Source organism: Deinococcus multiflagellatus (assembly GCF_020166415.1).
Taxonomy (GTDB): Bacteria; Deinococcota; Deinococci; order Deinococcales; family Deinococcaceae; genus Deinococcus; species Deinococcus multiflagellatus.
The window spans coordinates 20311-32385 of the sequence record NZ_JAIQXV010000016.1; the positions used below are offsets into that span (position 1 = coordinate 20311).

The following is a 12075-nucleotide window of genomic DNA, read 5'->3' on the forward strand; positions in this document are numbered from 1 at the left end:
AGTCTCCCGCCACAACGCTGCCGGCCATGTCTGTGTCCTCCGATTTTGTCGCACGTGCTCAAGATGCGGCCCAGCAACTGTTGCAGGGGCTCACCGGCTTGCCGCCTTGTCCTGAAGTCTTGATGGCACTCAGCGAAGTGCGGGCCGCCCTTCAGGCTCTGCAAAACGCGCCAGAACGCCTGTGCTGGTCTCACCGGCAGATCCTGCTCCAGGTGGTGGCTCGGGTTGACGAGGCGCAGCGCCTCATGGCACCTCCTCCTCCAGCGCTCCAGGCCTGATGTATACCGTCTATGTCTCAGGGCACGCCGCAGACTGCCCTGGCCCAGGAGGCTTCGGCCTGGTGCTGACCCTGCAGGGCCGGGTCACCTGGGATCAGGATGGGGTGTTGCCCAGCACCACCGCGGATGAAGCGCAGCTCATCGCCGTGCGCGAGGCCCTACGCGCTGTGCCTGAAGACACCTCCCCGGCCATCGTAACGGGCAGTGACCTTGCTCACCGGCTGATAGAAGGCCGTCAGCGGCCTCGACAACCGGAACTGATACAGACCTTGCGGGAAATCAGGGATCTGCTGCGTCTGCGCCGTCTTCGACTACAGATGTTCCATACCGAGGCCGGTACGATGCACCATCTTCGCCGCGCGCAGGCGCTCGCCGAACTGGCAGCGGCGCGCGCGCGGCAAAGCGTGAACTGTCCAGCCTGTCCGCGGTGTGGCGACCGGACCCTGCTCAAGCATGTCACCGCGGGGCGCTTCCGGGGGTCGCGGATCTGGGGATGCGTCAACTTCCCAAACTGCAAAGGATTCATTCCTCTGTATCAGGCCAAAGATTGACCAGGGGTGGGGTTCGCCATTCTGCAGGCGCGGCGTCGACCAGATCGCCAGTGGCTGAAAAACTCACGCGCCCACACTGTAGGGCCATGCTTCAAGCTTCTCGCCCGGCCGCCATAGCACTGCTGACCTACCTGCTGGCCTTGCCAGCCACTGTGGTGCTGGCCGCCGCTGTTCCGGTCGGTTTTCTCCTTTCACAAGAGAGTCTGACGTTTCCCGCGCTGGCTGGGCTCGGCACACTCGTCGTCAGCATAGGCCTCGCTCTCAAGGGCCACGCGCATAACCGTACAGAACAGGGGCTGCTGCCGATTCAGATGGCAGCTGTCTTGCTGGCCGCCTTCACGAGCCAGAGTGGGGTGGCCATGTGCGCACTGTGGGCGCTGAGCTGCACCCTGGCCCTCGCGGTACCGGTTCGTTTCGCGTTGCCCATCGCCGTTGCCGTCATGCAAATCAGCGCCGGCATTCTGCTGACCACGCTGACAGGCGGCAGCACCGCGGAACTGCTGGGTATGGTGCTTGGCCCAGGCCTTTTTTTGCTGCCTCCCCAAACACGCGGTGTTCGTACGCGGCCCTTCCTGCGAGCATTGGCCGCCGGGCTGACCGGGTTGAGTTTACTGTTGTTGGCCTTGCAAGCATTTCAGCGCTGACGTTCAGAGGAGATGATCCTGATGTTGTTGAGTTTGCTGTTCTTCAATGACTCAATGGGTGTGGCGTCATGAAGCGGCGCCGACAAGCGTGGCAGGACAGCGGGAGGATGCCGGCGGGCGTCATGCGGACGCCGTATGGGACGTTCATCGTTCTGGGCCCAGCGTTCGTGGCCCCCCGCGCTCAATTGGAGCCGCGAACGGTTCACCAGTGCCTGGCAGTTCACCGGCAAGGAGGACGGCGAAAGCGGCGCCGGTGAAGCGCATTCCCCCCTGGAAGGGTCAAGCTGAATCTCTCGGCGCCTCTCCAGACCACTGCTTGGTCAGAGCGGACACACACGGCCGCCTTGCTCTCTTGAGGCACACCTATGCCATTGGGCTTAGCTTCCGGTCCTCCGCTGCACTGTTCGGGGTATAGATCCGTTGATCTGTCCTGAGCGTGCGTTCCAAATCTTTGTCGACGAGAAGTCGGAAGCGCTGTTAGGTCCTGGTTTCTGAAGGCCAGTGCCCCGCACCTGGCTTGCCCAAACATCTAAGTGGACGCCTTGGATCAGCATCTTCAACAGGCGTAAGCCGGGCGAAGTCACGTGCCCACGCCACCTGTCACGCACAGGTCTTTACAGAAGGGTTTCCTTGTCGGGCATATCCAGACGGTCCACTTTCCTGATCCACAGTTCAGCGTCATAGTCTCGATGGGCGTGGTCGAGCGCCGTATGCATCACCCGGGTCACCTCAAAACACCCCTCTTCAACAAACGACGCCTCGCCCAGGAAAGAAACGAATTCGCCGACCCGAGGTATGACCCGCACTACGGCGGGCCAGTTTCTGGACGCCTGATGTTCCTGCCGGTACTTGAACGACACTAAAAATTTGCCGTCCTGTTCCGCCTGTTGCCGCTCTGATGCTCTGGTGGTCATGTCTGCCGTCTACGTTCTTCTTCAGCAGGCTCCTGATATGGGCGGGCTGACTGACCTGCTCCTGCCCAGAGGACTGCTGTCGCAGGGCGCCCTCAGGCCTTGACGTATGCAGTCACGCGTCACCATCGTCCAGCCATGATGCTCTGGAGTCTCGCGGGCAGCTTGGTGCTGACCTCAATCGCTCTGCTTCTCCTCTATACCCGTTCCTGGCGTGTGACCCCAGCCGCCCAGGAAGTGGGCCGCCATCTGGGGCTCAATGGACGGTCAAGCGTGCTTCTGCTGATAGGTAGCGGCAATGGCGTCGTGTTGACCTGGCCTGGCTGGACTGATCTTCAGGCGCTGGCGGCCTGGGGTGTCGGCGCTGCGGCGCTGAGCCTGGTGATGGTCCTGGCTTGGTTTGGTTGGAGTGCTTGGCGGGCAGAGGGGCGCAACGCCGACCACTCCTGACGCGTCACATTTTCGGCTCCGAACTGACCGCCTCTCTGCCATGCTGGGTTTTCCCGTGACGACCCATGACCATGCAAATCAGGAGCAGGTGGTCCTACTTCTGCATTACCTTGAAACCATTGCGCTTTGCGGTGCCCTACAGGCAGCTGACCTGCCCTTGTCAAGCAGTTCCAGTGGCGAGCAACTCGACATCGTGATCATGGAGGTGGAGCAGGCGGACGGGGGCTAAGCGGCGTCCTGCTTTACGACGACCTGCCGCCTGCGCATCAAGCAGACTGCGGCGCGCAATGAAAGAGGGGCGGTAGGGCCCACCAGCCGGCTTTTCTAGGCACTGGGGATAAAGGCCCGAGCACGACGACCCCGCACCCCACCCGATTGGCCCTCGCTTGCAGCGCGGCGCCTCAACGCACCACCAGAATCTTGACGTCCTGCTCAGGTGCGCCGTACAGGTCGAACGCCAAGGCCATGGTTTCATCCACGATGGCCTCCAGGCTCACTTCACTCAAGTTCCAAGCCTGCGCATGGTTGAGTGCGTCGCGTTCCGCTTCAGGCAGCCAGCCTGAAGCGGCCAGGCGCGCCTGATAGGCCCCGGTGACTTCGAAGGTTTCGCCCCGGGTTTCAGGTCCCGCCACCTCACCGACCAGCCACGCAGGATCGTCACCCAGCACAAATTGAAAAAAGGCCTGACCAAAGTCCACCACCACAGGATCCCCCTCCTCCTGCGCCGTGCGGGCTTCCCGGAGGGTGTCCAGCACCGCCGCACGGATAGCCGCCCGGTCTTGCCGGTTCACACGCCGCTCAAAGGTGGGCGTGGATCCCGCGCGGAGGTGATCGGGCAAGCTCTCGCCGAGTAGAAGTTCCCGAACCACGCCCTTGAAACCAGACGCCCGAAGTTCTTGCAGTGCCTCCGGCGCAATACCCTCGGGGCCCCGCCAACTCTGCCAGATCAACAGGGCGTGCAGAGCGTCGTCACTGAGATGCTGGAGGTCACCAGCGGCCAACACCTCGTCACCCGTGTCCATCAGGGCGTGGACCCGGCCCTCGTCATCGGGCACCACCAGGCGGATGGCTCGCAGTCGCCGCAGCGTTCGGGCAAGCGTCACGGGTGTGGTGCTCTCAGGCCACTGGGCATGGAGCGCGGCCGCCGTCACACCTGAAGCCGAGCCGAGCAGCACACTCAGCAAGGTGTGGTCGTGGGCACCGTCGTATCGCGTCCCGACCTCAGCAGGCACGGTCACACCTGGATCACGGGGTGAGTGCGCTGCGGCCCACGTTTCTGGGGACAATCTCGGTAAGGTGGTCCCCAGGGGCCGAACTGGCGCGAAGGACCGAACTTGGAATGGGCGCACCTCATCTCTGAAGGCCTCGGGAAGATGGGCGTACCGAAGGGCCATCGCCTGGATCAGGGGTTGCCAGTGCCAGGTACCTGTGGGGGTGGTCACCGGCAGAAAGAGATCAGGGTTGGGCATGAAGGTGCCTCCTGGCATCTGAACCCACAGCTCTAGGGAGTGGCCACTCTCCAGCGCGTCGTTCTGAGTCAGCAAGCTGGCCAATTCAGTTGCGCCCTGCAGAAGGTCACTGGGGGCATCGGCGGGCAAATCCGGCCAGGCGAGGGTATGGGCCGTAAAGCCCTCAATCTCGCCGTTCGAATTCAGACCCAACTCAGGGTAGGCGTCCGGAGAAATATTCCCTGACTCCGCAAACCGAAGTCCGCGAAATCGGCTGAGCATCCGCAGAAGGATGTGATACTCCCCTTGCTCCCGAACAAGGCGGTGCTGACGGCCTTCAAGCTGTACGTCAAGGTGTGAGGGAGCAAGCCGATCAAACACGCCGGCGAACGGACCCTGCCGGTAGGTGGCGTCAAGCGCGGCATGGATGACCGCGTGCATCACCGCCGTCATGCCAGCTTCGTCCACGGCGTCTGGATTCGCTCCGCGCGCCAGCAGTTCCTCAATGAGAGGCAGGTTCCCTGCCAGTGCCGCCAGCATCAGGGGGGTGGCCCCGAAGCGGTTGCGGTGCTCCGTGCCGTACAGGTCACACTGGTGGTGCAGCCATTTGGTGTTCTTGCGCCGGGCCTCAGCTGTCTCCTTAGCGATCAGCTGGCCGCGGGCCTTGACGCGGGCCAGGGTCTCCATACTGGGTTGCCGGGCCGGGGCGTAGCTGGCTTCACTCTCAAGAACCGTCAGCGTGTGCACGTTGGTGTACCACAGGGCAAAGTCGAATACCGTCCGCAGATGCTGACCCTTCCGGTCGCCCTCAAACAGGATTTGACTGGTCAGTCCCTCCACTTCCGCCAGGCTCGGCACCGCCCAGGGCACCGGCTTGTACTGCAGCACCTCCTGTGTGATGGCCTGCGCCTGCTCCGTTTTTCCCTGGGCCTCCAGGCGCTGCGCTTCGGCCGCCCACTCCTGCGTGGTAGAAACACGTGCCTCGACATGCGGCGCAGCCGTCTCGCTCAGATCCAGCAGCCTCAACAAGGGATGTTGGGGGTCCTCTTCCACCAGAATGACCTGCTTGACGGCCCTCGTCAGCGCCACAAACAGGGCATTGATATAGAACTTTGCGTGTTCAAGCGACTTGTCCGCCTTGTTTCGGGCCCGGGCGTAGGTTAAGTCGCCCAGATCCTCGGGCCGCAGGTCGCCGGCGATCTCGGTATAGATCCGCCGCTGCGCCCCGACCAGGTTGAACAGCACCACCCCGTCGTATTCCAGACCCTTGACCTCCTGCACCGAAAAGAGCAGCGGCGTCTGAAAGGAGGCGCGGGCGGCTGCCTTGTCTTCCTCTCGCAGAACGATGACGGCAAAGCGCGCGTCACGCCGGATCGCCCCGTTGAGCGCGTCAACCGCCTCAGGGGCCAGCGGCAGGACGCTGACTTGCCCTTCGGTGTCGGAGGCCGCCGTGACCAGGAAGGTGCTGTCCTTGTCGATACTGCCGAACCGGGCATTCTTGATCCGCAGCACCTGATTGGCAGCGGACGTGATGAGCCGGGCGTTGCGGAAATTTTGGTGCAGCACGTTCAGGGGCAGCGTGCCGTCCCCCTGCTTCCAGAACAGCCCCCGCACCGCCGCCCAGGAGAAGAAGTTGGGATGGACTACCTGATTGGCGTCGCCACACAGCAGGAAGGCCGAAGGGTCTTTCAAGGTGCGCAGAAGCAGGGCCAGCTGCACAGGCGTCATGTCCTGCACCTCGTCCACCACCAGGGCGTCATAGGTGGACCGGGCCAGGGAAAGGCGGCTGTACGCCAGCAGATTCGGGTCGTGGAGGTCAGCGCCCGCCATCCACGTGCGGGCGCGCTCGTACAGGGCGTACACCTCGGCGCGGCGCTCGGGGGGATAGAGCGACTGCCGCACGCCCAGGGCCAGATAGGCGTCCAGTTCCAAAGGTCCGGTGGGCGCGCTCGTCAATACGCCCCGGAACTCCTCGAACAACGCGTGGGCGTCTGTAAAGGTGGGTCTGGGCTGCAGGCGGGCAAACCAGGTCTGGAAGGCGGAAAAAGTCAACTCAGGGCCGTCGAGCACGCGCAGGGTGGCCAGCAGGTCGGCATACGAGAGAAACGAGACGCGCAGCCCCTAAGGCGCGTGGCCTTGGGTGTAGAGCCGCTGCGCCTCCCGGGCCAGGTGGGCACTCAGGGTGACGTACAGAACGTGGCCGCTCATCGCCCGCACCTTCTCCAGGGCCAGCGCGGTCTTGCCGCTGCCAGCCGAGCCCAGCAGCACCAGCGGCAGGGGCGCGCTGTAGATGGCGTCCTGGGAGTCGTCAAAGGAGAGAACCTTATCCAGCAGGTGGAACACTGGGCGCACCGGATGCAGGTAAGGCAGGCGTTGAGTGGGTTGAGCCTGTTCTGCCGGCACCACGATGTCGCCTTCTTTGATGCGCGCGCCGCGCAGGAAGCGGGACTTCTCGTAGCGGTGCCAGGGAATCACCTCCAGGAGCAGGCAGACCGTTTCACCGGCATGCTCGGCGAACGTCAGCAGCAGGCGGTGGGTGTCGCTGAGTTTAGCCCGGTGGTAGGGGTGACCCACCAATTTTTTTACGTCGGCGCTGGCAAAATCGCCCCGGCTCAGGGCAGCGTGCACCTTCTCAAACTGGGCTTCAACGCCGCTGGGATCCAGGTGCCGGTAGGTCAGAACGCGCAAAGGGTCTCCTGAGTGAAAAGGGCAGGGGAGGACAGAGGTCTGGAGCATACTGCCCCTGTCCGGTCAGGGCCGGGTGCCGATGTTTGACTGATCGAAGGTGTGGCGCGGGTTGGCGCCGCCCAGCACGCCCGAGGCACCTGGAATTCGGATGATCTGGTCGAAGGTGTTCAGGAATGTCGCCACGTCAGGCACCCGGAACACGGGCAGCCAGCGCTCAATCTCTGCGCGGCTGTTCAAGCGCAAAAAGAGGGGCAGCTTCTGCGCTCGCCAGGCGTAGGGCAGCGCTGGCCGCCAGACCGCGGCTTCTGGATACCGGTCCGGTTGAAGTCGCCGCTCAGCCATGCTTCCCACGGTCAGCAGGGCGTCGGCCTGCATCAGGTCGTCCCACGACACGCTCTGCAAGGTGGCCCGGTCGCTGAGTACCAGGTGTGTCAGCTGCGCCTCGTCCTCCTGCGTCACCCGTCCCGGAAACGCCCGCGCCAGATACCGCGTGTCCTTGCGGAGAAAGCCAAACTCGGTGGCCACCTGCTCGTCCCACTGCCTGGCCAGGTAAGGGGCCGCCAGTAACCCACCCAGCAGATCTGGACGGTCTTCCTGCATCAACACGGCCGCCAGATACAGCGTCAGCTCCATCACCGCCATGCGCGTGTGGGCGGTTTCCTCCGGCTGCACCTTCCACTGGGTGCGGTGGCGCCACCAGAGGTTCCCCAGCGGCTCCAACAGGCCGAGCAGCATGCGCACCGTGAGGAGGTCTTCGCGCACCAAGAAGCGGACGACATCCACCAGCGCGTCGCGGGCGGGGAGGGTCAGAGTCAACTGCTGGGCCGCGATCTGGGCGTCATAGTGGCCATTCGACGAGGGAGAATGGAACCGGTCAAACACCGCCAGCACGGCGTCCCTGAATTCGGCCCAGGGGGTCAGGACGCCGCGCCCCCGCTCCACGGCCTGGCGCACCAAGCGGGCTTTGGCATGGATCTGCACGTCGCCTGGATCGTCCTCAAAGAGAAAAGCCGGCGGCGTTCCGATGGGCACCGGTGGTTCGGGACGGTCATGGAGAAAACGCAGCAGCCGGTCATAGTTCCGGTCCAGCAGCTCGTCCGTGCTCATGTCAATGTGAAGCCTCGAAGCAAACATGGCTGGCACGTACCCTCGGCCCCGGTCATCGGTTTCAAAGACCACCGCCACATACTTGTTCGGCCCTTCCCCGATCTGCGCGTAGACCTCGGGGCTCATGATGCTGCCCTCGGTGCCACTGCCTCCCTCCCGGCCGTCCACCTTGACCTGATAGCGCTGGTCACAGACCGCCACCACTTTCTTCAGGAGGGGGTCGCTGGCGATGCGCTCCATGAAGTGGTAGAGGTCGTCACCGTCGCGCAGGTGCGTCTGATCGAGCATGGCGTCTACACCGTCGACCCGGAGGCGGTCCACCAAGGCCTTGACGCGCGCCTTATGGGCTTCACTGGTCCAGGCATAGCTAAAAAAGGCTTTGGGCACAGGCAGCGGCGTCACCCCGACAGTGTAAGAAAGAGAAACGGTGCAGGACCGTGCTGCGGCGCCCGCTCCGAGTCCTCGGCCGCACCTACACTCAAGCCCATGACCACGCCTGCAGCTGAGACGCCCGTCAAAACGTTTATCAGTTACGCCTGGACCAGTGAGTCGCATAAGGCCCGGGTGCGCGCCTTGGCAGATCGCCTCCGGCTCAAAGGCATTGACGTCATCCTGGACCAGTACCATCTGCGCGACGGCGAAGATGCCAACGCCTTTATGGAACTGGTCGCCACGCAGGGACCAGTGAAAAAGGTGGTCGTGATCTGCGACCCCAAATATGTTCAGCGCATGAATGCACGTCAGGGGGGCAGTGGCCAGGAAGGCACCATCATGAGCCCCCACGTCATGGCTCAGCTTCAAGGGCCTGTGGACACGGCTGGAGAGCGGGAGCGGCGCTATGTGGCCGTGATTTTCGACCGCGACCCTGCGCTCCCCGTGAGCAGCCCGGGGCATGTTCCCACGATGTTCGCGTCCAGTGTCTACATCGACATGAGCACGGACGAACTGATGGACGAGAATTTTGAGCGGTTGCAACGGTTCCTGCTGGATAAACCTGCCCTGGTCGCGCCGCCGCTGGGCCAGGTACCAGCACACCTGCGGGGTGACGCGCCACCAGCCCTCCCCAGCCGGGCGCAGGCGGGCGCGCTGCGCCGGGCGGTCGAACGGGAAAAAGGCGTAGCGGGCGCCTTCCAGGATTACGTGGATCAGGTGCTCTCGGCCTTGGGGCAACTGCCACCGGCCACGGAAGAGCGCGAATTCAGTATGGGCCGCGCCATTGAGGCGGCCGATCAGTTCACGCCGGTGCGGGACGAATGGGTGGAGATGCTCAGGCTCGTCATTCGTCAGGACATGCTGCCGGTCGATGTTTTGGGAGACGCCCTGGAGCGGATGCTGAATCTGCCCCGAGAACGGGCCGACCAGACCCAGTTGCCTGAGTCGGCCTTTGCCTATCTGGATGTGCTGCGCCTGGAACTGATCCTGTATACGGCCGCCCTCCTGATCGAAGCTCGGGCCGTGGAGGCCCTCCAGGCGCTGACCGAGCGGACATATTTCGCCGTGTACCCGTCCAGTCAACAGCCCGTGACGTTGGGGCGCCTGGGCCGTGTCAGCGATGAGGCCCTGCTGCGTCAACGCTACAACGCCCTGACTGAGCGGTCCTGGACATCGCCAGTGGGGGTGTGGCTTCAGACCCGGGCCAGCTTGCAGGCTGTACCGTGGGAGAAACTGCTGGAAGCTGATCTTATGCTGGCCCTGAAGACCGCGCTGGAGCGCCAGTCCACCACAGCACAGGCCAGTCAGTGGCACCCGGTCACCGGACCAGGCTGGCAACGGCGGGGCCCCGTGCCGTTGTTTGAGCGGTTTACCAGCCGCCGGGTTCTGGGGCCTTGGTTGCCCTTCTTCCGCGCGGCCTCAGCAGACGAGTTGCGAACTCAACTGCACGCTGCCTTTCCAGACCGGAGTTACAGTCAATTGATGCAGGACAAGTGGCGCGAGTGGTCCGTCCTTTCGGATCACCTGTCGTTAGACCGGTTGGGGAGCCTCAACTAAGGGCAAGGCCGGTTCTGTTTCCCCTCAGGGCGCGCAGCTGAGCGAGGCGGCCACCTGCTGGGCTTCAGTGATCAAGGCCTGGGCCCGGGCCAGGGCGGCCGCGCGCGCGGCCGTCGCCTGCGCCTGGGCCGTCTGGAGCTGGGCGGCCCACTGCTCTGTCTGACTGGCGGCCGCCTGGAGCGCTTCCAGATCCACGGCCCACCGCACCGTTGACAGGGGGGTAATGCCTTGGAGCTGCGCGGCGTTCTGCGCCACGCTCCTGAGGGTCAGCCGCAGGGCCGTGGCCGCTTCAAGATGACGGTCGGCGGTGGCCAGTGCGCGCGCCAGTTCGGCGGTGTCATACCCGGTCAATTGCGACAGGCCGTACCCGGTCAGCTGGGCGAGGTCGTAGCCCTGGACCGTCTGCACGTCGTAACACTCTCTTGACCGCCGCGCCTGTTCCGCATCCTTCAGCAGGGTGCGCTGGTCTGTCTCCAGGGCCGCCAGATCAGTCCGGAAGAGGGCCGACACCTCGGCCAGGGCCCGCAGGTCCTCCTGCACGTCGCGTCCGAGTTGCGCCGCCGCGGACAAGGCGGCTGCGGCGTCGGCATTGGTCTCGCGCACGGCCCGGGTCTGGGCATCGACCTTGGCCTGCTGGGCCGCCCGCTCCTGCGCGGCTTGCTGGGCGGCTTGCCGCTGGCGCTGCACCTGCGCCTGAAAGCGGGCCACCAGGCTGTTGTAGGCCTCGAGGCTGCCCTTGGTAAAGATGACGGACGCAATGCCGGCTGATTGCGGGCGGTTGAGGGTCAGCGTCTGGGCGGCCAGGGTGCCGGTCCACAAGACGCTGCTGCTTGTCCCCAGCACGGTCTGGGCGAACTTGACACTGACGGCGCTTCCCTGCCGGGTGCCGGTGAAGACGGCATTCTGAGTGCTCAGCCGGGTGCCCTGCTCGGTGATGGCCACGAACTGATAGGTGCCACTGAGCTGACCGCCCGGGCCTTCCGTCCATTGCAGCAGCTCGGCGCCGTCCGCGTATGCTTTAACGAAAACGGCGGGAGCGGCCTGGGCAGTCGAACCCAGCAGCAGCAACAGAGACAGGGTGCGCTTCACAGCGTCCATTGTAGAAACCCTTTGACCTCAGCCGCCGTTTCCTCGCAGAGCCAGGGAAGACTTACACCGCGAGTTGACGGCGCAGATCTTCTCGTTTGCGTTCATACCGCCCTTCAATACCAAGGCGGGCATGAAAGGCGTCAGCAAACGTCAGCGCTGTATTGATAGCCCACCGGGCACAGGCTGGGGTCATAACCCCATGGGGGAGATAGGTGGGAAACTCAGGGTGTCGAGGAAAGCGTCCCTGCAGGGAGGGTTCCAGTTTCGCCTGCTTCAGCAGCTGACCATCCAGGACTTCAACCGAGACAACATCGGGATGCGTGAACACGTTGCGCAATTTCAGCAGCACCCTGACTGCCTCAAACTCAGGATCGGTCTCCTGGAATGGGGTCTGCCCAGCGGCGGTCAATACGGCATTGTGTTTGGTCAGTAGGGGAGACAGCTGACCAGGAACGGCATCGCTATTCTTCCAGAGCGTCTTCTCCAACGTCTCCCGCGCGTGACGAGGAAGGGCGGCCCAGGCGGTCTCTGAAAACGGCTCCAGGCCCATCGCGGCGCGCACCACGTTGGAGGCCCTGAGCAGCTGGTCCCTGTCCTTCATGCGGCCGTTCAGCGCCTGCCGTAATGGGGTCAGGAGGCCTTCAGGCAGCCCGGAATGCCGCCCTTCAGGCAGAACGTCGACGGCCAGCTCCATCAAATTGGCATCCAAAAAGCTCACGGACTGGTCAAGCGCGGCCACCACAGTGCTGCACAGGGCGGACCAACCCGGCTTGTTTGGTGCAGCGCCCGCCAGCTGCAGCTGTTCAGCCATCCCAGCCTGATACACCGCACCGAAGGCGTACCGCGTGGCCAGGAAGGCTTTTTGACTCACACGTGCTTGCTCATTCACTTGTCCTTGCTCAGCTTGTTCGTGCACGTCA

General features: G+C 63.9%; 12 protein-coding genes. 6 read left to right on the plus strand and 6 right to left on the minus strand.

The window, feature by feature from the left end:
• The first annotated feature begins 26 nt into the window (after positions 1 to 26).
• The 3 genes from K7W41_RS16630 to K7W41_RS16640 all read left to right on the plus strand — a co-directional run bounded on the left by K7W41_RS16630 (position 27) and on the right by K7W41_RS16640 (position 1473).
• The gene (locus K7W41_RS16630) at positions 27 to 278 is read left to right on the plus strand and encodes a hypothetical protein (RefSeq protein WP_224610826.1); all 252 of its coding nucleotides are present in this window, start codon (positions 27 to 29) and stop codon (positions 276 to 278) included.
• Positions 279 to 340: 62 nt separating this feature from the next.
• Positions 341 to 829, plus strand: coding sequence for a hypothetical protein (locus K7W41_RS16635; RefSeq protein WP_224610828.1), 489 nt, complete (start codon positions 341 to 343; stop codon positions 827 to 829).
• Positions 830 to 915: 86 nt separating this feature from the next.
• Positions 916 to 1473, plus strand: coding sequence for a hypothetical protein (locus K7W41_RS16640; protein WP_224610830.1), 558 nt, complete (start codon positions 916 to 918; stop codon positions 1471 to 1473).
• A 614-nt stretch (positions 1474 to 2087) separates the two neighbouring features.
• Here K7W41_RS16640 and K7W41_RS16645 read toward each other — a convergent pair.
• Complete coding sequence (locus K7W41_RS16645; RefSeq protein ID WP_224610839.1) at positions 2088 to 2387, minus strand: hypothetical protein; 300 nt, start codon at positions 2385 to 2387, stop codon at positions 2088 to 2090.
• A gap of 135 nt (positions 2388 to 2522) precedes the next feature.
• Between K7W41_RS16645 and K7W41_RS16650 the strand changes: the two genes are divergently transcribed.
• Positions 2523 to 2834: a hypothetical protein gene (locus tag K7W41_RS16650; protein ID WP_224610841.1), complete on the plus strand. Its 312-nt coding sequence runs from the start codon at positions 2523 to 2525 to the stop codon at positions 2832 to 2834.
• 55 nt (positions 2835 to 2889) lie between these two features.
• On the plus strand, positions 2890 to 3063 hold the full coding sequence (locus tag K7W41_RS16655; RefSeq protein ID WP_224610843.1) for a hypothetical protein: 174 nt from the start codon (positions 2890 to 2892) through the stop codon (positions 3061 to 3063).
• A gap of 172 nt (positions 3064 to 3235) precedes the next feature.
• Here the strand turns inward: K7W41_RS16655 and K7W41_RS16660 are convergent, their stop codons facing one another.
• From K7W41_RS16660 to K7W41_RS16670, 3 genes are all read right to left on the minus strand, one after another.
• A complete protein-coding gene (locus K7W41_RS16660; RefSeq protein ID WP_224610845.1) occupies positions 3236 to 6010 on the minus strand; it encodes an ankyrin repeat domain-containing protein in 2775 nt (924 codons plus the stop codon).
• A 393-nt stretch (positions 6011 to 6403) separates the two neighbouring features.
• On the minus strand, positions 6404 to 6970 hold the full coding sequence (locus K7W41_RS16665; protein WP_224610847.1) for a hypothetical protein: 567 nt from the start codon (positions 6968 to 6970) through the stop codon (positions 6404 to 6406).
• Between the two features lie 63 nt (positions 6971 to 7033).
• Positions 7034 to 8479 (minus strand): toll/interleukin-1 receptor domain-containing protein, encoded by a 1446-nt coding sequence (locus K7W41_RS16670; RefSeq protein ID WP_224610848.1) that lies wholly within the window; start codon positions 8477 to 8479, stop codon positions 7034 to 7036.
• 84 nt (positions 8480 to 8563) lie between these two features.
• Between K7W41_RS16670 and K7W41_RS16675 the strand changes: the two genes are divergently transcribed.
• Positions 8564 to 10066, plus strand: a complete 1503-nt coding sequence (locus K7W41_RS16675; protein ID WP_224610850.1) for an SEFIR domain-containing protein — start codon at positions 8564 to 8566, stop codon at positions 10064 to 10066.
• A 24-nt stretch (positions 10067 to 10090) separates the two neighbouring features.
• On the opposite strand, the gene K7W41_RS16680 is transcribed toward K7W41_RS16675, so the two are convergent.
• Positions 10091 to 11155: a hypothetical protein gene (locus K7W41_RS16680; RefSeq protein ID WP_224610852.1), complete on the minus strand. Its 1065-nt coding sequence runs from the start codon at positions 11153 to 11155 to the stop codon at positions 10091 to 10093.
• Positions 11156 to 11216: 61 nt separating this feature from the next.
• On the minus strand, positions 11217 to 12071 hold the full coding sequence (locus tag K7W41_RS16685) for a hypothetical protein (RefSeq protein ID WP_224610854.1): 855 nt from the start codon (positions 12069 to 12071) through the stop codon (positions 11217 to 11219).
• Between the last annotated feature and the right edge of the window lie 4 nt (positions 12072 to 12075).

What these genes read in the sequence shown, in the direction of transcription:
- K7W41_RS16675 (WP_224610850.1), top strand. Translation starts at nt 8,564, where the DNA reads ATGACCACGCCTGCAGCTGAGACGCCCGTCAAAACGTTTATCAGTTAC.
- K7W41_RS16660 (WP_224610845.1), bottom strand. Translation starts at nt 6,010, where the DNA reads ATGACGCCTGTGCAGCTGGCCCTGCTTCTGCGCACCTTGAAAGACCCT.
- K7W41_RS16650 (WP_224610841.1), top strand. Translation starts at nt 2,523, where the DNA reads ATGATGCTCTGGAGTCTCGCGGGCAGCTTGGTGCTGACCTCAATCGCT.
- K7W41_RS16645 (WP_224610839.1), bottom strand. Translation starts at nt 2,387, where the DNA reads ATGACCACCAGAGCATCAGAGCGGCAACAGGCGGAACAGGACGGCAAA.
- K7W41_RS16640 (WP_224610830.1), top strand. Translation starts at nt 916, where the DNA reads ATGCTTCAAGCTTCTCGCCCGGCCGCCATAGCACTGCTGACCTACCTG.
- K7W41_RS16630 (WP_224610826.1), top strand. Translation starts at nt 27, where the DNA reads ATGTCTGTGTCCTCCGATTTTGTCGCACGTGCTCAAGATGCGGCCCAG.